General features: G+C 72.6%; 19 protein-coding genes. 10 read left to right on the top strand and 9 right to left on the bottom strand.

The features are described 5' to 3' along the window. Positions 1-248 precede the first annotated feature (248 nt). From ACFXAZ_RS08980 to ACFXAZ_RS08995, 4 genes are all read left to right on the top strand, one after another. Complete coding sequence (locus tag ACFXAZ_RS08980) at positions 249-680, top strand: PPOX class F420-dependent oxidoreductase (RefSeq protein WP_384586848.1); 432 nt, start codon at positions 249-251, stop codon at positions 678-680. A 244-nt stretch (positions 681-924) separates the two neighbouring features. Next, the gene (locus ACFXAZ_RS08985; RefSeq protein WP_384586850.1) at positions 925-2421 is read left to right on the top strand and encodes an aromatic amino acid ammonia-lyase; all 1497 of its coding nucleotides are present in this window, start codon (positions 925-927) and stop codon (positions 2419-2421) included. Then, the gene (locus ACFXAZ_RS08990) at positions 2418-3329 is read left to right on the top strand and encodes a MurR/RpiR family transcriptional regulator (protein WP_384586852.1); all 912 of its coding nucleotides are present in this window, start codon (positions 2418-2420) and stop codon (positions 3327-3329) included. Before ACFXAZ_RS08985 ends, ACFXAZ_RS08990 begins: the two co-directional genes overlap by 4 nt. 141 nt (positions 3330-3470) lie before the next feature. Further along, positions 3471-4076, top strand: coding sequence for a hypothetical protein (locus tag ACFXAZ_RS08995; protein ID WP_384586854.1), 606 nt, complete (start codon positions 3471-3473; stop codon positions 4074-4076). Positions 4077-4121: 45 nt separating this feature from the next. On the opposite strand, the gene ACFXAZ_RS09000 is transcribed toward ACFXAZ_RS08995, so the two are convergent. The 5 genes from ACFXAZ_RS09000 to ACFXAZ_RS09020 form a co-directional block, all read right to left on the bottom strand. Beyond that, positions 4122-4496, bottom strand: coding sequence for a hypothetical protein (locus ACFXAZ_RS09000; RefSeq protein WP_384586856.1), 375 nt, complete (start codon positions 4494-4496; stop codon positions 4122-4124). 14 nt (positions 4497-4510) lie between these two features. Next, positions 4511-5077 carry a roadblock/LC7 domain-containing protein gene (locus ACFXAZ_RS09005; RefSeq protein ID WP_384586858.1) on the bottom strand — a complete coding sequence of 189 codons (567 nt, stop codon included), beginning with the start codon at positions 5075-5077 and terminating at the stop codon, positions 4511-4513. A gap of 43 nt (positions 5078-5120) precedes the next feature. Beyond that, complete coding sequence (locus ACFXAZ_RS09010) at positions 5121-6149, bottom strand: hypothetical protein (RefSeq protein WP_384586860.1); 1029 nt, start codon at positions 6147-6149, stop codon at positions 5121-5123. Further along, positions 6146-6541: a hypothetical protein gene (locus ACFXAZ_RS09015; protein ID WP_384586862.1), complete on the bottom strand. Its 396-nt coding sequence runs from the start codon at positions 6539-6541 to the stop codon at positions 6146-6148. The genes ACFXAZ_RS09010 and ACFXAZ_RS09015 overlap by 4 nt, the downstream gene beginning before the upstream one ends. A 257-nt stretch (positions 6542-6798) precedes the next feature. Continuing rightward, positions 6799-8247 (bottom strand): diaminopimelate decarboxylase, encoded by a 1449-nt coding sequence (locus ACFXAZ_RS09020; protein ID WP_384586864.1) that lies wholly within the window; start codon positions 8245-8247, stop codon positions 6799-6801. 298 nt (positions 8248-8545) lie between these two features. Here ACFXAZ_RS09020 and hutU point away from each other — a divergent pair, with 298 nt between their 5' ends. The 4 genes from hutU to hutI are packed head-to-tail and all read left to right on the top strand — an operon-like array spanning position 8546 to position 14002. Further along, positions 8546-10210 (top strand): urocanate hydratase, encoded by a 1665-nt coding sequence (gene hutU, locus ACFXAZ_RS09025; protein ID WP_384586866.1) that lies wholly within the window; start codon positions 8546-8548, stop codon positions 10208-10210. A gap of 26 nt (positions 10211-10236) precedes the next feature. Further along, positions 10237-11454: an allantoate amidohydrolase gene (locus tag ACFXAZ_RS09030; RefSeq protein WP_384586969.1), complete on the top strand. Its 1218-nt coding sequence runs from the start codon at positions 10237-10239 to the stop codon at positions 11452-11454. Then, positions 11451-12797 carry a formimidoylglutamate deiminase gene (locus ACFXAZ_RS09035; protein ID WP_384586868.1) on the top strand — a complete coding sequence of 449 codons (1347 nt, stop codon included), beginning with the start codon at positions 11451-11453 and terminating at the stop codon, positions 12795-12797. Before ACFXAZ_RS09030 ends, ACFXAZ_RS09035 begins: the two co-directional genes overlap by 4 nt. A 26-nt stretch (positions 12798-12823) precedes the next feature. Continuing rightward, on the top strand, positions 12824-14002 hold the full coding sequence (gene hutI, locus ACFXAZ_RS09040) for an imidazolonepropionase (protein WP_384586870.1): 1179 nt from the start codon (positions 12824-12826) through the stop codon (positions 14000-14002). Positions 14003-14048: 46 nt separating this feature from the next. Here the strand turns inward: hutI and ACFXAZ_RS09045 are convergent, their stop codons facing one another. Continuing rightward, a complete protein-coding gene (locus ACFXAZ_RS09045) occupies positions 14049-14978 on the bottom strand; it encodes an RNA polymerase sigma factor SigF (RefSeq protein WP_384586872.1) in 930 nt (309 codons plus the stop codon). 258 nt (positions 14979-15236) lie between these two features. Between ACFXAZ_RS09045 and ACFXAZ_RS09050 the strand changes: the two genes are divergently transcribed. Beyond that, on the top strand, positions 15237-15614 hold the full coding sequence (locus ACFXAZ_RS09050; RefSeq protein WP_384586874.1) for an STAS domain-containing protein: 378 nt from the start codon (positions 15237-15239) through the stop codon (positions 15612-15614). A 154-nt stretch (positions 15615-15768) separates the two neighbouring features. Beyond that, complete coding sequence (locus ACFXAZ_RS09055) at positions 15769-16353, top strand: ATP-binding protein (RefSeq protein WP_384586876.1); 585 nt, start codon at positions 15769-15771, stop codon at positions 16351-16353. Positions 16354-16612: 259 nt separating this feature from the next. Here ACFXAZ_RS09055 and ACFXAZ_RS09060 read toward each other — a convergent pair whose 3' ends face one another. Genes ACFXAZ_RS09060 through ACFXAZ_RS09070 form a run of 3 tightly spaced genes read right to left on the bottom strand, consistent with a single transcriptional unit; the run spans position 16613 to position 18222 of the window. Further along, positions 16613-17461 (bottom strand): helix-turn-helix domain-containing protein, encoded by an 849-nt coding sequence (locus tag ACFXAZ_RS09060; RefSeq protein WP_384586878.1) that lies wholly within the window; start codon positions 17459-17461, stop codon positions 16613-16615. 19 nt (positions 17462-17480) lie between these two features. Further along, positions 17481-17996 (bottom strand): DUF6879 family protein, encoded by a 516-nt coding sequence (locus tag ACFXAZ_RS09065; RefSeq protein ID WP_384586880.1) that lies wholly within the window; start codon positions 17994-17996, stop codon positions 17481-17483. Next, complete coding sequence (locus ACFXAZ_RS09070) at positions 17968-18222, bottom strand: hypothetical protein (protein WP_384586882.1); 255 nt, start codon at positions 18220-18222, stop codon at positions 17968-17970. Before ACFXAZ_RS09070 ends, ACFXAZ_RS09065 begins: the two co-directional genes overlap by 29 nt. Positions 18223-18298 lie beyond the last annotated feature (76 nt).

Consider the following 18298-nt stretch of genomic DNA (forward strand, 5'->3'; position numbering starts at 1 on the left):
GGTCCAGGAACGAGTCGACCAGCGCGGACTCGTACTCCTCACCCAGCTCCCGGCGTGCCTGGAGGGTGGCGTTGAGTTCCTTCTTCAGGTCGGCGTCCTGCGCGTCCATTCCGGTCATGCGGACCACCGTAAGGAGCCGGGGGTCCCGGCCGCACTGGGGTTAGCCCCCGTTTTCCCCCGACCCGCCCCTGATGGCCCCCGACGGCCTCTGATGGCCCCCGGTGGCCCCCGATGGTGATGATGGGGTCATGACCGCCACATCGTTCAGCCCGCGTGCCCTGCTCGCCGAGAGCCGGCTCGGTGTCCTCGCCACGATCAAGTCGGACGGCCGCCCCCAGCTCTCACCTGTCATGCCCTCCTACGACCCGCGGACCGAGATCCTCTACGTCTCCACCACCGAGGCGACGGCCAAGACCGCCAACCTGCGGCGGGACCCGCGTGCCGCGCTGGAGGTGACCGGCCCCGACGGCAGGTCCTGGGCCACCGCCGAGGGCACGGTACGCCTCACCGGGCCCGGGACCGACCCCGAAGGCCCCGAGGTGGAGGCGCTCGTCGACTACTACCGGCGCGCAGCCGGGGAGCATCCGGACTGGGACGAGTACCGGTCGGTGATGGTGTCCGAACGCAGGGTGCTGATCGTCATGACGGTGGAGCGGGTGTACGGCGCCAGCATCGGCTGACAAGACATCGGCTGACGGCGGTCGCTCCTCCGGTCCCTCCTCCAGCCCTTCCTGTGCCCCCTTCTCCAGCGCTTCCTCCGCCCCCTTGTCCAGCCCTTCCTCCAGCCCTTCCTCCGGTCCTTCCGCCGTCCGCCCTTGCCCCGCTGTATAGCGTCATGCAGAGTTCTCGGTGCGTGAATACGTTGAGACCGTGCGGGCGTGCGAGCCCGCGCGCCCGGGTGGGTGAGGAGAGCGGGGCGTGGTGATGGCGTCGTCGAGCGGTGGGCCCGTGGGCGGGATCGTCGTGCTGGACGGGATCGGTCTCGGGGTCGAGGACGTCGTACGGCTCGCCGACGGGAGTGCGCGGCCGGTGCCGGGGACCGACGGGATGAAACGCGTCGAGGTGTCCTGGGACGCGGCCCGGCGGATCGCCGCCACCGGGCGGGTCTACGGCCGCTCCACCGGCGTCGGCGCCAACCGCACCGAGGACGTGCCCACCGACTCCGCCGCCGGACACGGCCTGCGGCTGCTGCGCAGTCACGCCGGGGCGATCGGCGCCGAACTGCCCGCCCGGCAGGTGCGCGCGATGCTCGCCATACGGGCCAATCAGCTGCTCGCGGGCGGCGCCGGGCTGCGGCCCAGTGTCGTCGGCGCCCTGTGCGAGGCGCTGGAGAACGGCACCCATCCCGTCGTCAATGAATTCGGCTCCGTCGGCACCGGCGACCTCGCCGCCCTCGCCCAGCTCGGCCTCGCCCTCGCCGGCGAACACCCCTGGCACGGCACCGGCGCCCCCGCGCCCCAGCCCCTCGACAACAACGACGCCCTCGCCCTGATCAGCAGCAACGCCCTCACCCTCGGCCAGGCCGCGCTCGCCCTGCACGAACTGCGCGGGCTGATCGCCGCCACGCAGGTCGTCGCCGCGCTGTCCCTGATCGCCGTCGACGGCTCGCACGAGGCGTACGCCGCCCCCGTGCACGCCGCCCGCCCGCACAAGGGCTCCCTCGACGTCGCCCGGCGGATGCGCGAGCTGCTCGGCGCCGCCGACCGGCCCACCCCGCCGCTCGGCCGGATCCAGGACCCGTACGGCTTCCGGTGCCTGCCCCAGATACACGGGCCCGCCCATGACGCCGCCGACGCGCTGGACGACGTACTCGCCGTCGAGATCAACTCCGCCGCCGAGAACCCGCTGATCTCCGCCGACGACCTCGCCGCCTACCACCACGGCGGCTTCTACCAGGCCCAGCTCGCCCTCGCCCTCGACCACTTCCGGCTCGCCCTCACCCAGGTCGCCCGGCTCTCCACCTCCCGCCTGTCCACCCTCAACGAGCCCGCCTACACCCGCCTCAAGCCGTTCCTCGCCGACCCCGGGCCCGCCTCCTCCGGCGTGATGATCCTGGAGTACGCCGCCGGAGCCGCCCTCGGTGATCTGCGCGCCTTCTCCGCGCCCGCCTCTCTCGGCCACGCCGTGCTCTCCCGGGGCGTCGAGGAACAGGCCAGCTTCGCCTCCCTCGCCGCCCGGCAGAGCCTGCGCGCGTGCGGCGCCTTCCGGCTGGTCGTCGGCTGCGAACTGGTCGCCGCCGTACGGGCGTTGCGGATGCGCGATCTGCGCCCGGACCCGGCACTGCCCGCCGGGCGGGCACTGGAACTGGCCGAAACGGTGCTGGACGCGGACCTGGCCGACCGGCCGCTCACGGACGATGTGACGGCCGCCGCCACACTGCTGGACCGGTTCACCGACATCTGGAGGGGCACCACGCCATGAACGCCGCCGAGAGCCGACCGGCTGCCCAGGGCCGCCATACCGCCGAGGGCCCCCGCGCCGCCGAGAGCCGACCGGCCGACACCGCCGCCGCACGGCTGCAAGTCCTCTTCGAAGGGCACCGGCTGACCCCCACCCAGCGGCGCATCGCGCACAGCATGGTCCGCCGCGCCGCCGACGTACCGTTCCTGTCCAGCGTGGAACTCGCCGAACTCGCCGGGGTCAGCCAGCCCTCCGTCACCCGCTTCGCCGTCGCCCTCGGCTTCGACGGCTACCCGGCGCTGCGCCGCCATCTGCGCGAGGTCGCCCCCGCCGGACCCGCCCCGGAGGGCACCGCCCCCAACGAGTACCAGCAGGCGGTCCAGGCCGAGATCGAGAACCTCCGCCATCTCGCCGAGGCCCTCGCCGACCCGCGTCCCGTGCGCCGGGCGGGCCGGATGCTCGCCGCCTCCCGCCCACTGCCCGTCCTCGGGCTGCGCGCCGCCGCCGCCCAGGCCTACGGCTTCGCCTACTTCGCCGCCAAGGTCCATCCGGACGTACGGCTGCTGGACGAGGGCGGCACCATGCTCCAGGACCGGATCACCGCCGCCGTCGACGCGGGCGCCTCCGCCCTGCTGTGCTTCGCGCTGCCCCGGCATCCCCGCGAGGTCCTCGACACCCTCACCTACGCCAAGGAGGCCGGGCTGAGCGTGGTCACCGTCGCCGATTCCGCGTTCGCGCCGGTCGCCAAGGTCTCCGACCTGCTGCTGCCCGCCGCCGTCGGCACCGGGCTCGCCTTCGACACCGCCTGCGCGCCGATGCTGCTGGGGCGGGTGCTGCTGGAGGCGATGTGCGACGACCTGCCGCAGGCGCAGACGCGGCTGGAGGAGTTCGACGCGCGGGCGGCGGCCCGGGGGCTGTTCGTGGAATGAGCCATCCTGCGGGCCGGGTGTTCTCAGACTCGTCTCAGCTTGTTTCGTTATTCTGCGCCGCCCGGAGGCTGTAGGCCGGGAGCAGGCCGGATGCAGGGCCAGGAAACAGGCCGGAAGCAAGCCAGGAGGAGGCGGCAGCACATGGCACACGCGGATCGCAAGGGCCAGGGCAGGGCTCAGGGTCTGGCCCGGGTGGCCGTCGTCGTACGGGCCGGGTCGGTACCGATGTGGTGGGCCGGGGTGTTCGCGGCCGGCATCGGGGTGCTCGTCCCGGGGATCACCGGGCGGCGGATCGGAGTGATGGCGGGGGCCGCGCTGTTCATCGTCGCGCCGGCCGTGATCGCGCTGCGCGGGCGCAAGCGGTACGCCGCCCTCGCCCGCGGTGCCTCCCGCGCGGGCAAGCACGATGTGCTCCAGGACCGGGCGGTGACCACCCGCAACTGGCGGCGCGGCCATCGCTGGTGGCTGCTGCTGGCGTTCGCCGCCGCGCTGGGCAGTTCGTTCGCCGTGCCCGCGGCCGGCGGGATGCTGCTCGCCGGGTGCGGGGTGGGGCTGCGGCTGAAGGCGGCGTGGCTGGGCCGGCGCGAACGGGCCGAGGACGCGCTGCTGTGGGTGCGCGTCGACTGGCTCGCCAAGAACGGCGGCCGTCCGGCCGGCAAGGCGGTCAGGGGGTTCCGCAGCACCGGCATCGCGGCGGGCGACGCGGCCCCGGGCGGGGCCCGCCGCCGCACCGCGGCGCTGGTCTAGGGGTCTAGGGAAGGGTCGGGACCGAGGGGACCTCGGGGGTGTCGGTCAGACCTCCAGTTCCTCCTCGATCTTCTTCAGCTGGTGGCGGGCCATCGCCAGGTTGGCGCGGCTGGAGTCCAGCGCCAGATAGAGGAAGAGCCCGTTGCCGCCGCGGCCCTTGAGCAGCCGGATCAGGTGGTACTGGTCGGAGAGCGTGATCAGGATGTCCTCGATCTCGCTCTTCAGCCCCAGGTGCTCCATGGTGCGCATCTTGGAGCGCACCACGTCCGTGTTGCCCGCGGCGGCCACGTTCAGGTCGAAGCTCTTGCTGCCGCCCAGCGTGCCCAGGGCCATGCCGCTGGTGTAGTCGACCAGTGCGACTCCGGTGGCGCCCTCGATGGAGGCGAGTGCTTCCTTGAGGGCGGTTTCGGTGTTGGCCATGATGTGGTGTCCTCTCAACTTTCCTTGTTGTGTGCCGGGGTGACCGGGTCGACCGGGCTGATCCCGGTGACCGGGGTGACCGGGCTGGCAGTGGTCTGTGGAGTGCGGGGGGCCCGGACGGCGCGGGCCGTCCGGGGGCGCTCGATCGGTGTGGCGGGGAGCGGGGCGGGGGGTGCGGCGGCCTGCTCGGCGGCGGCCGTGCGCGGGGGTGCCGCGGCGTCCACGAGTTCGCCGATCCGGGCGGCGGCCCGGCGGCCCTCCAGGTGCAGCCGCCCGACGTTCGCCCGGTCCTCGGTGAGCAGCGTCAGGACGGCCGTACGGCCCGCCGCGTAGGTCGCCACATAGCCGCGGGTGCCGCGCAGCAGCAGCTCGCGCAGCTCGCCCCGGCCGGTGGCGTCCGTCGTGCGCACGGCGACACCGAGCGCGGCGGCGGTGAGCGCGGCGAGGCCCTCGGGTTCGACACCGGGGGTGTCATGCGCGATCACCAGGCCGTCGACCCCGGCCGCGAGGGCGCCGGTGAGCTGGGGCAGCAGGGCGCGCAACCGGTGGAGTTCGTCCAGGATGGGGGGCTCGGCCGTCAACGGGCCGCTCCTTTCGGCGTCTGCGTCATGCGGTCGTCGGCGTTCAAAGGGCCTCCAGCGCATCCCTGAGCCTTTTCAGCAGGGTGATGTCGGGATCGGCGGCCTGGGGCGCGGTGACCTCGGGTACGGCGCCCCAGGGCAGGGCACCTTCCGCCTCGGGCGGGGCCGCCGGGCCGCCTGATCCGGGCCAGTCGGGCAGGTCCGGCAGATCCGGCAGGCCCGGCAGGTCCGGCAGGGCGTGCGGGTCGGACCGGTCGTGCGGGTCGGGCAGGCCCGGGATGCCGGAGACGCCGGAGGCGCCGGGCGGTGGCTGCGGGTGGACCAGTCCGGCCGCCGCGAGCCGCCGTACGTCCACCAGCGTGTGGAACGCCTGCCGCCGCAGCTCCCGGGCGATCTCCGGGGCCGTCCGCACCCCGTCGACCCGGTCCAGTACGGCTCGCTGCCGCGCGGTGACCGAACGGACCGCACCCGGCGGGTCCCCGGCGCGCTCGGCCCGTACCAGCGGTGCGGTGTCGGCCCGCTCGTCCGGCCAGATCCGGTCCAGCAGCGCCCGCCGCCGCACCACCGACCGCTCCAGTACGGCGACCGGCACCGCGCGCGGGCCGACGGGCGGCGCGGCGGTCACGTACCGGAACCGGCCGGGCGCGCTGCTCGGCGCGAGCGCGAAGTACGCGGCGTCGTAGAGGGCGCCCAGGCGGCAGAGTTCCAGGGCGCCCTGGGGCACGGCGGGCGGGGCGGGGTCCCGGGCCGGGGGCGGGCCCGGGGCGGGCGGGTCGGCGGGGGCGGGCCGGTCCTGGGCGTTCCCGGCAACGCCCTCCCGCTCCCCCTCACCCCCACCCTCTCCGTCCAGGTCCGCCCCCAGCAGTTCCTCCGCCCCCGGTGCCGACGGGCTCTCCGCGTACACCACCGCGCCGTCGGTGAGGTGCAGGATGCCGCGCTCGCGGTGCAGGACGCCGGTGGCCTGTTCGGCGGCCAGGCGGGTGAGCATGGGGGAGAGGGCGCCCGGGGGCTGGTCGCCGGGGGCGGGGCGGTGGCGGACCGGCAGGGGCGGGGTGGTGTCGACGGGGGTCATCCCAGCATCAGCCGTCCGGCTATCTCGCCCAGCCGGATCCGGGCGAGCGCGAGATTGCCGTCCGCGCGGCCGAGCCACACGTGCAGGACGACCGTGCTGTCGAAGGACGCCGGCAGGAACCGCAGCACGTGGTAGGCGTCCCGGCTGGTGACGATCAGGTCCTCCACGGGGGGACCGGCGCCGTCCGGGTCGCCGTCCTGGGGCGCGAAGACCCTCAGCTCGGCGGCCGGGCGGGCCAGCTCCGCCGCCTCGGCCGCCGCCGCCTCCGCGTCACCGCCCGGGAACTCCCCGACGACCCCGAGCGCCAGCCCGCTCGTCCAGTCCACCAGCGCGGCGCCCCTGGCCCCGGGCAACCGCATCGTCTCCAGCAGACACTCGTCGATTCCGGGCACGCCCGTCTCCCCTCCCGCCTGTCGTACGCATGTGTGCGCTAAAAACTACGCACAGTACGGGAGAAGAGTGGGGGTTCCGGCATTTTCCAGTGGAACATGCTTCCGGCGTACTAGTGTTGGCCATCCGACGTGTGTTTTACGCCAGTCGACCCGCGCTGTCCACTATCAGATGCCCCGTTTTTGACCGTTTGCTCCCGGTCGTCTGCCTCAGGGTGTCCGTTGGAGGGCATCAGATTCAGGACAGCCGCTTCCGGGTGTCAACGGCGGCCCGGTGCGTGCAGGGTGGTGAGCGCGTCGGCGTGCGCCCCGCCCGACTCGGCGACGATCTCCGCCAGTTGCTGCGGCTCCCGTACGGTCGCGAAGCTCACGCCACCGCCCCGGCCGTCCGCACCGCCCCCCGCGCCCGGCGCCGTCCCCTCCGGTACGAAGCCGTACACCCCGGGCCGGGCCAGCGAGTTGTAGCCGTAGTGGTGGGCGAAGTAGTACGCGCCCGTGTCCAGCGCCGCCGCGTGGTCGCCCTGCTCCAGCAGCGGCAGCGCGCGCGCCTCGGCGAGCAGGTCGCCCGCGAAGCACGCCGGTCCCGCCACGTCCTGCACCACCTCCGGCCCGCTCTTCGCCCGCCCCTTCGCGTCGTACGCGGCGATCCGCAGCGGCCACGAATCGGGCGCGTACACCGTCCGCGTCGCCACCTGCACGCCCGCGTGCGTCACCGCCACCGGACGGCCGCCCGCGCTCTTGGCGTACTCCACCCGCGCCACCACCGTCCCGTGCTTGGCCAGCAGCGACCGCCCGAACTCCGTCACCAGCCCGTACCGCCCGTCGAACAGCCCCGGCACCGCCCGCGCCAGCAGCCGCGCGTAGTCCCCGTACGTCGGGGTCTCGTCGTCCGAGCCGAAGTTCACCGGCAGCCCGCCGCCGATGTCGAGGGTGTCGATCTGCGGCCGGCCGATCCGCGCGTTGATCTCCTCGGCCAGTGCGTAGGTCTGGGCCACCCCGTGCGCCAGCAGCTCCAGCGGGATGCCCTGCGACCCGGTGTGCGCGTGCAGCCGGGTCAGCCACGGCCGCTCCCGGTAGGCCCGTACGACCCACTCCCGCGCGCCCTCGTCCCGCAGCGCCACGCCGAACTTCGAGGTCGCCGTCGCCGTGGACGTCGACCCGATCGAACCGCCCCCGACCTGCGGATTCACCCGGATGCCGAGCGGTGAGCGGCTGGGCGCCGAGGCCATGAGGGCGTCGATGCGGTCCAGCTCCTGCGGATTGTCGGCGTTCACCGCGATGCCCAGCGCCAGCGCCTCGCGCAGCTCGGCCGGGGTCTTCGCGGGGGAGTCCAGCACCGTCCGCTCCGGTGGCAGCCCCGCCGCCCGTGCCAGCGCCAGCTCACCCGGGCTCGCCACCTCCGCGCCGATGCCCTCCTCGCGCAGCAGCCGCAGCACCGGCACCAGCGGGGCCGCCTTCACCGCGAAGGCGTGCAGCACCGGCGTGCCCGGCGCGGTGACCTCGGCGAACGCCGCCCGCAGCGCCGCCGCCGACTCCCGGATGCCGATGACGTCCAGCAGCCCGACGATGGGGGAGCCGGGGCCGAGCAGCCCCTGTTCCACGGCCGCCCGCACGGCGTCGTCCCGCCGGGCCGCCCGCCCGCCGCCCCGATCACCCTCGTACGCCACGCCCGTGCCCGCGCCTATGCCTGCGTTCGTGTCCGTGCCCATGCCGTCCCCCGTCCCCCCGGTCCCGTCCCGTCCGATGTGCGAACCCATGCATCCAGCCAAACACGCCCGCGACGGGCCGCCTCCGGAGCCCCACCTATTGACTAGGGTTATTCATCGGATCAGGATGTGAATAATCGAATGTGGACGGGCGTCGCGCACGGCGGGCGGCCGTCCGTCCACGGGAGCGATCAGCCAGAGCGATCAGCCAGAGCGATCAGCCAGAGCGAACCGTCAGAGCGATCAGTCAGAGCGAACCGTCAGAGTGAACAGTCAGAGCGACCAGCCCAGGAGGCAGACCATGTCAGGACCCCGGCCCGTCCGAGCCCCGCGCGGCACGGAACTGAGCGCCCTGGGATGGCAGCAGGAGGCCGCCCTGCGGATGCTCCAGAACAACCTCGATCCCGAGGTCGCCGAGCACCCCGACAAGCTCGTCGTCTACGGCGGCACCGGCAAGGCCGCCCGCGACTGGCGCTCCTTCGACGCCATGGTCCGTACGCTGCGGACCCTCAAGCAGGACGAGACCATGCTGGTCCAGTCCGGCCGCCCGGTCGGTGTCATGCAGACCCACGAGTGGGCCCCGCGTGTCCTCATCGCCAACTCCAACCTCGTCGGCGACTGGGCGAACTGGGAGGAGTTCCGCCGCCTGGAGGCCCTAGGCCTGACCATGTACGGCCAGATGACCGCCGGGTCCTGGATCTACATCGGCACCCAGGGCATCCTCCAGGGCACCTACGAGACCTTCGCCGCGGTCGCCGCCAAGCGGTTCGGCGGCACGCTCGCCGGGACGATCACCCTCACCGCCGGGCTCGGCGGCATGGGCGGCGCCCAGCCCCTCGCGGTCACCATGAACGACGGTGTGGCCATCTGTATCGACTGCGACCCGCGTGCCATCGACCGCCGGATCGAGCACCGCTACCTGGACGTACGGGCCGACAGCGTCGACCATGCCCTGCGGCTCGCCGTTCAGGCCCGTGACGCCCGCCGCCCGCTGTCCATCGGCGTCCTGGGCAACGCCGCCGAACTCCTCCCCCAACTGCTCGCCATGGGCGCCCCCGTCGACATCGTCACCGACCAGACCTCCGCCCACGACCCGCTCGCCTATCTGCCCCTCGGCGTCGCCTTCGAGGACATGGCGGACGCCGCCGCCAAGGACCCCGCCGGGTTCACCACCAAGGCGCGCGAGTCCATGGCCCGGCACGTCGAGGCGATGGTCGGCTTCCAGGACGCCGGGGCGGAGGTCTTCGACTACGGCAACTCGATCCGCGGCGAGGCCCAGCTCGCCGGTTACGCGCGGGCGTTCGCCTTCCCCGGGTTCGTCCCCGCGTACATCCGTCCGCTGTTCTGCGAGGGCAAGGGCCCCTTCCGCTGGGCCGCGCTCTCCGGCGACCCCACCGACATCGCCAAGACCGACCGGGCGGTCCTGGACCTCTTCCCCGAGAACGAGTCCCTCGCCCGCTGGATCAAGCTCGCCGGTGAACGCGTCCACTTCCAGGGCCTCCCGGCCCGGATCTGCTGGCTCGGCCACGGCGAGCGCGACAAGGCCGGTGAACGCTTCAACGACATGGTCGCGAGCGGCGAGCTGGCCGCCCCCCTGGCCATCGGCCGCGACCACCTCGACTGCGGCTCCGTCGCCTCCCCCTACCGCGAGACCGAGGCGATGCTCGACGGCTCCGACGCCATCGCCGACTGGCCGATCCTGAACGCCATGGTCAACGTAGCCTCCGGTGCCTCCTGGGTCTCCCTGCACCATGGCGGCGGCGTCGGCATGGGCCGCTCCATCCACGCCGGCCAGGTGACCGTGGCCGACGGCACCGAGCTGGCCGGCGAGAAGATCCGCCGCGTGCTCACCAACGACCCCGGCATGGGCGTCATCCGGCACGTGGACGCCGGCTACGACATCGCCGAGTCCGTCGCCGGGGAGCGCGGCGTACGGGTCCCGATGCGGGAGGGCGACGACGCGTGACCCTGCGAACCGACTCCTTCCACGCCATGTGGCGGGACCTGCTCCCCCTCGGCCGCCACCCCGGCTCGGGCGGCTACCGGCGCTACGCCTGGACCCCCGCCGACGCCGACTGCCGGGCCTGGTTCCGGGCCCAGGCCGAGACACGCGGGCTCACCTACGAGGCCGACCGCAACGGCAACCAGTGGGCCTGGCTCGGCGACCCCGCCCAGGGCGACGCCGTGGTCACCGGCTCCCACCTGGACTCGGTCCCCGACGGCGGCGCCTTCGACGGCCCCCTCGGTGTGGTGTCCGCCTTCGCCGCCCTGGACGAGGTGCGACGCCGGGACGTGCCCCTCACCAAGCCCCTGGGCATCGTCAACTTCGGCGACGAGGAAGGCGCCCGCTTCGGCCTCGCCTGCGTCGGCTCCCGGCTCACCGCCGGGCACCTCACCCGCGACGCGGCCCACCGGCTCACCGACGGGGACGGCGTCACCCTGCCCCGGGCCATGGAGGCCGCCGGTCACGACCCGGACGGCATCGGCGCCGACCCCGAACGGCTGGCCCGCATCGGCGCCTTCGTCGAACTCCACGTCGAACAGGGCCGGGCGCTCGACCTCAGCGGCGACCCGGTGGGCATCGCCAGCGCCATCTGGCCGCACGGCCGCTGGCGGTTCGACTTCCGCGGCGAGGCCAACCACGCGGGCACCACCCGCCTGGACGACCGGCGCGACCCGATGCTGCCCTACGCCGAGACGGTGCTCGCCGCCCGCCGCGAGGCCCGCCTCGCCCGAGCCGTCGCCACCTTCGGCAAGGTCGCCGTCGAACCCAACGGCGTCAACGCCATCCCCTCCCTGGTGCGCGGCTGGCTCGACTCCCGCGCCCCCGGCCAGGACGACCTGGACACCGTCGTCGGGGCGGTGGAGAAGGCCGCCCGCGAGTACGCCGACGCCCACGGCGTCGACCTCGACGTCGTCCGGGAGTCCTTCACCCCCGTCGTGGAGTTCGACCACGCCCTGCGGGAGCGGCTCGGCCGCATCCTCGGCAAGGGAGACACCATCGAGAAGACCCCTCTCACCGTCCCCGTCCTCGGCACCGGCGCCGGACACGACGCCGGGATCCTCTCCGGCACCGTCCCGACCGCCATGCTGTTCGTGCGCAACCCGACCGGCGTCTCCCACTCCCCGGCCGAGTCCGCCACCGAGGACGACTGCGTGGCCGGCGTCCTCGCCCTCGCCGATGTCCTGGAAGGGCTGATCCGCACGTGAGCGGCACCTACGACGGCACCTACTGGCTGGAGCACGCCTGGCTCGGCACCCATGTCGAGCCGGGCGTCCTCGTCACCGTCGACAACGGGCTCCTGCACACCGTCACCCCCGGCACCGCCGCACCGCCGCCCGGTGCCGAACCCCTGCGCGGCCTCACCCTCCCCGGCCTCGCCAACACCCACTCGCACGCCTTCCACCGCGCCCTGCGCGGCACCGTCCAGGTCGGCTCCGGGACCTTCTGGACCTGGCGCGAGGTCATGTACTCCGTCGCCGACCGGCTGACCCCGGAGACCTACCACGCCCTCGCCCGTGCCGTGTACGCCGAGATGGCGCTGGCCGGGATCACCGCAGTCGGTGAGTTCCACTACGTCCATCACGCGCCCGGCGGCACCCGGTACACGGACCCCAACGCCATGGGCGAGGCCCTCATCGCGGCGGCGTCCGACGCCGGTATCCGCATCACCCTCCTCGACACCTGCTATCTCTCCTCCGGCTTCGGACAGCCGCCCACCCCCCACCAGTTGCGCTTCTCCGACGGCACCGCCGACGCCTGGGCGGAACGCTCTTCACTTCTCAAGGATCGCGATCACGTGCGGATCGGGGCCGCCGTGCACTCCGTACGGGCCGTGCCCGCGCGGCAGCTGGGGACCGTCGCAGACTGGGCCGAGCGGCGGCGGGCCCCGCTGCATGTGCATCTGTCCGAGCAGACCGCCGAGAACGACGCCTGCCTCGCCACCCACGGCCGCACCCCCGCCCGGCTGCTCGCCGACCACGGGGTCCTGGGCCCCCGCACCACCGGCGTCCACAACACCCATCTCACGGACGCCGACATCGCCCTCATCGGCGGCTCCGGCACCGGCACCTGCATGTGCCCCACCACCGAACGCGACCTCGCCGACGGCATCGGACCCGCCCCCGCCCTCCAGCGGGCCGGATCCCCGCTCTCCCTCGGCTCCGACAGCCACGCCGTGATCGATCTGCTCGAAGAGGCACGGGCGATGGAGCTGAACGAGCGGCTGCGCACCCGCGCCCGGGGCCACTGGACCGCCGCCGCACTGCTGCGCGCCGCCACCGCCGACGGCCACGCCGCCCTCGGCTGGGACCGGGCTGGCAGCATCGAACCCGGCGCGCTCGCCGACCTCACCACCCTCGCCCTGGACACCGTCAGAACGGCCGGGCCCCTGCCCAGGCTGGGCGCGGAGACCGCCGTCTTCGCCGCGACGGCAGCGGACGTACGGCACACGATCGTGGGCGGCCGACACGTCGTACGGGACGGGGCCCATGCCCTTGTCCCCGACGCGGCCCGCGCCTTGTCCACGGCCGTGGACGCCCTCCGAGGCTGACCCGCTCCCCCCACCACGAGGACACGATGAGCAGCACCACTACCGTCATCACCAACATCGCCACGCTGGTCACCAACGACCCCTCCCTGGGTGACGGGACCCCCCTCGGTCTGATCCAGGACGCGGCCGTCGTCATCGACGGCGACCGGGTCGTCTGGACCGGTGGGTCAAGCAAAGCACCCGCCACTGACAATCGGGTCGACGCGGGCGGCCGGGCGGTGCTCCCCGGCTTCGTGGACTCCCACTCCCACCTGGTCTTCGCGGGCGACCGCACCGCCGAGTTCAACGCCCGGATGTCCGGCCGCTCCTACAGCGCGGGCGGCATCCGCACCACCGTCGCCGCCACCCGCGCCGCCACCGACGCCCAGCTCGAAGCGAACCTCGTCCGCCACCTCCGCGAGGCCCTGCGCCAGGGCACCACCACCATGGAGACCAAGTCCGGCTACGGCCTCACCGTCGCCGACGAGGCCCGCGCCCTGCGGATCGCCGCCGCGCACACCGACGAGGTCACCTACCTCGGCGCCCATGTCGTCGCCCCCGAACTGACCGACGACCCGGCCGCCTATGTCGCCCTGGTCACCGGAGAGATGCTCGACGCCTGCGCCCCGTACGCCCGCTGGGTGGACGTCTTCTGCGAGCGGGGCGCCTTTGACGGGGACCAGGCCCGAGCGATCCTCACGGCGGGCAAGGCAAAGGGGCTCACCCCCCGCGTCCACGCCAACCAGCTCACCCACGGCCCCGGCGTGCAGCTCGCCGTGGAACTCGACGCCGCCAGCGCCGACCACTGCACCCACCTCACCGACGCGGACGTGGACGCCCTCGCGCACAGCCGTACGGTCGCGACCCTGCTGCCCGGCGCCGAGTTCTCCACCCGCGCCCCGTGGCCCGACGCCCGGCGCCTCCTCGACGCGGGCGTCACCGTCGCGCTGTCCACCGACTGCAACCCCGGCTCGTCGTACACCTCGTCCGTGCCGTTCTGCGTCGCGCTCGCCGTACGGGACATGGGCATGACCCCCGACGAGGCCCTCTGGTCCGCCACGGCGGGCGGTGCCGCCGCCCTGCGCCGCACGGACGTGGGCCGGATCGCCCCGGGCGCGTACGCGGACCTCGCGATCCTGGACGCCCCCAGCCACGTCCACCTCGCCTACCGCCCCGGCGTCCCGCTGGTGACGGAGGTCTGGCGCAGGGGCGTACGAGCCGCCTGACCGGCGTGCCACCGCCGCTCAGTCCTCGACGGTCAGTCCTCGCCGCTCAGTCCTCGACGGTCAGCCCCCGCCGCAGCCGCCCCAGCGTGCGGGACAGCAGCCGTGATACATGCATCTGCGAGATGCCCAGCTCGTCACCGATCTCGGACTGGGTCATGTTGGCGACGAACCGCAGGGAGAGGATCTTCCGGTCCCGGGAGGGCAGCTCGGCGATCAGCGGCTTCAGCGACTCGACGTACTCGATGCCTTCGAGCCCGTGGTCCTCGTAGCCGATCCGGTCGGCCAGCGAACCTTCCGAGTCGTCCTCCTCCGGCTGGGCGTCCAGCGAGGAGGCGGTGTACGCGTTAGCGGCGGCCATGCCCTCCACCACCTCGTCGGCGGAGAGGCCCAGATGCCCGGCGAGTTCGGCGACGGTGGGCGCCCGGTCCAGCCGCTGGGCCAGCTCGTCCCCGGCCTTGGCGAGGTCGATCCGCAGCTCCTGGAGGCGCCGGGGTACCCGTACCGACCATGACGTGTCCCGGAAGAAGCGCTTGATCTCGCCGACGATGGTCGGCATCGCGAAGGTGGGGAACTCGACGCCACGGGCCAGTTCGAACCGCTCGATCGCCTTGATCAGGCCGATGGTGCCGACCTGGATGATGTCCTCCATGGGCTCGCTGCGGGAGCGGAACCGGGAGGCGGCGAACTTGACCAGGGCGAGATTCAGCTCGACGAGCGTGTTACGGACATAGGCGTAGTCGTGGGTGCCTTCCTCAAGGCACTCCAGCCGCTCGAACAGGGTCTTGGACAGGGCGCGCGCGTCGACCGGCCCGATCTCGGCGAAGGGCGGGATCTCGGGGAGCCCGGCCAGGGGATCGGCCGGTGGATCGGCCAGTGGATCGGCCCTCGGGTCGGTCTCGTACGTCGACGGCGACGTCGATGTCGTCGCCGTCGGGGTATGCGATCCGTCGAGCCGGGGTGACATGGTCTCCTCCATCGTTCACGGCATATGGCTGCCGGTGCCGTCAGGTGCACTGCGGTGTGCGGCGCCTCCGAAGCCGGCCGTGTCGGTTACGTGTCCTTACTAGCCCTACCCGCTCCGCCATGCCGACTGCAAGTGTCATTCGTTGGCAAATGTCAATGTATGTCCGATTGTTCGGGTGTCGAAGGGCGTAGCGAGGGCGTAGGGTTTCGAGGGCGTACATCACATCGCGTCACATCAGTCAGCGGCCACGACCTCCAGGGGAGAGACGGCATGGACCACGGGATGCTCGGCAGCGCACAGTCGGGCCGGCTTCTGGTGGAGGTGCGCCAGCAGGGCGCGAGCGCCGTCGTGACTCCGGCGGGTGAGCTGGATCACCACACGGCCGATCTGCTCCGCGAACCGCTGGAGCAATGCCTCGCGCGGGGGCTGAGCCGACTGGTGGTCGACTGCGTCCGGCTGGACTTCTGTGACTCCACGGGCCTCAATGTGCTGCTCGGCGCCCGGCTGAAGGCCGAGGCGGCCGGTGGCGGCGTCCATCTGGCGGGCATGCGGCCCGTGGTGGCCCGGGTCTTCGAGATCACCGGCGCGGAGGCGGTCTTCACCCTCCATGACTCGGTCGAGGCCGCCCTGGCCGACGAGTCCACCTGAGGGGTGTTCCTCCCGAATCGTCGGGCAGAAGAGATCGTGGCGCCGGTACGAATGTTCGATGCGGATGTTCGTTCGATATGGATGTGCGGACCTCCGGCACCACGGAGAATGACCCTTGAATCATGAACTGGTGAATCGGTGAGGTGAAGCGCTGATGAGCACCACCCGGCCCTTCTCGCCGGGCTCTCCTGAGCCCAGTGGCGCTTCCGGCGTGTCCGAATCGGATAGGCCCGATGTATCCGATATGTCCGATACGGCTGAACCCTCCGGGCTGTCCGGTGGGCCGGAGGGTCCGGACCCGGCCGCCGTACGGCAGCAGCAGCCCGGCGTCGGCACGGTCCGCAGACTGACCTTCGAGGGACAGAGCGGGGTCGTGCCGCTGGCCCGTGACTTCGCCCGGCAGGCCCTCTACGCCTGGGGCTGGCTGCCCGCCACCGCCGCCGACCGGCGGGCCGCAGCCGAGGACGTCCTGCTGGTCGTCTCCGAACTGGTCACCAACGCCTGTCTGCACGCCGAGGGCCCGGACGAGATGGCGATCGCCTGCGACCGCAAGGTGATCCGCATCGAGGTCGCCGACCGGGGCACCGGCCAGCCGTCCCCCCGTACGCCCCACCGCGCGGGCCGCCCCGGCGGCCACGGCATGTTCATCGTGCAGAGGCTCTGCCTGGACTGGGGTGTCGTACGGACGCCGGGGGTGGCGGGCAAGACGGTCTGGGCGGAACTGGGCGCGCCGGCGTAGGGACCGCCTGCGCGCGAGCGTCCCGACCCGCAGTCGTGGACGTGGAGCGCGCGTGCGGGACACCGGTTGGCGACAGGGGGTGCTGTCCCGCCCATCGACATCAAGGGCGCTCCGGGAGCGGCGACCGCTACGAGATCACCATGTCCTGGCAGCAGGGCGTCTCCTCCAGCCCGGTCGAGCCGGACGAGGGGACGATGACGCCGAGCGTGACCATCGAGATCGGCGGCGCCCGTACTCGCAGTACGAGCCCGTCCGGCCATCAGTCCAGCGACGCCAGCGCGTCGGCGATGAGGGTGCGTGCTGCCGCTCCCCGTACGGCCTGCCGTGAGAGACGTCCGAAGGCACGGGCGTACAACTCGACCTGGCTCGGCTGGGTGAGCGTGGAGGCGGCTTCCAGGGTGTCGGCGTGCACCCGTCGGCTGTCGAAGATCGTGAAGGTCGGCATCGGCCACACAGTCCGCTGGACCGAGAACGGAACGATGCCCACGGCGACGTTCTGACGGTCCATGACTTCGAGCAGGTGGCCGAGTTGCGCCGCCATGGCCCCGGTGCCGCACAGCCGGTACCGCAGTACCGGTTCCTCCAGCACGAAGGAGAACCGGCGCCCGCCCTTGCCGAGCACCTCGTTGCGTTTCATGCGGGCTGCCACGGCGTCGCGCAGGTCATCGGGGGTCCCCCGGAGATCCGCGATGGAAGACAGCAGCGCCGAGGCGTACCCCGCGGTTTGGAGGAATCCTGGAATCACATCGGATACGTAGACCTGGAAGACCTCGGTTTGCCGGTACAGGTCGCCGGTGCTCTCTTGCAGGCGCCGCAGGCCGGTCCGTTGGAGCCGCTTCCACTCCACGTGGGCTTCGAAGGACTGTCTGTTGGCCGCGATCAGGTCGGGCGCCTGGTCGTCGGCGGCGCAAGCATGGCACCACGCCCGAATGTCCGCGTCGGAGGGTGGAGTCCTCGCGTTCTCGATCCGAGATGACTTCGACTCCGACCACCTGCATCTGACGGCCAGCTCCCGACCGCTGATCCCCGCGTTCAGCCGGACCTCGCGCAGACGGCCCGCAAGTCTCTCTCGGGCCTTCTGAACAGGTGACGAGGGGTGCGGAGGCATGAAGCTGGCTTTTCGCCCCTCAGATCTTGTATCGGTGGTGGGGGACTGCCCGCTCCCACACGGCTTCAAAGGCGGCGGAGCACAGCTTCACGGCTTGCGGATCCGTCGTGATCTCATCTTCCACCACCACGCCGTCACCCGAAAAGTGGTGGACCCGGAGCAGGGCGTCATCGAACAGCCAGAAGTCGTTGCCCGGCAGGGCGATGGTCGTGGCTCGCCTCCGGGGCAGCCAGCGGACCTGCTCCCCAGCCGTCACATTGGCGTGGGTGACGTAGTGCTCCCACCGGATGTAGTCCGACACCGGCTCGGAGACCACCCGGGCTCTGCGGACCACCACACCCCTGGCCACGGTGTCAGCGATCAACTGGTCATAGGGGTGCCACCAGGACTCGCGATCCTCCCAGTTGATCCGATCCCCGCGCTGCCACGCCTCGAACCGGTCCGTGGCGGCGTACGAGTCGCGCAGCTCCAGGTGGACGGCGGATCGCTCGCACTGGCCAAGCAGCTCAGCGAAGCCGGGCACGCTCGACGGCATCGCATGCCTCTCTGATCATCGGAATCATCCGGGCGGGAATCCTGACGATGGCCTCGCCGAGCGGTACCTGACCGTTCGCGGGGCTGGTTCCCTCGCACTCCGCCTGAGTCTCGGGGGTCGGCTTCCAACCCTGCAACAAGATCTCCTGAGCTTCCGGGTCCGCCCACACTGTGGGGCAGTGGTCACGGTCCGTGTCGGGGTCGATCCCGACGAACTCCACGGCCATGGCAGGCTCCTTGGGTTCACGTCCTTGCTCGGGTTTGCACCAGCGTTCCTGATCTGGTGAGGGGTCGTCAATATCG

The sequence above is a fragment of the Streptomyces sp. NPDC059477 genome (assembly GCF_042749375.1).
Lineage (GTDB): Bacteria > Actinomycetota > Actinomycetes > Streptomycetales > Streptomycetaceae > Streptomyces.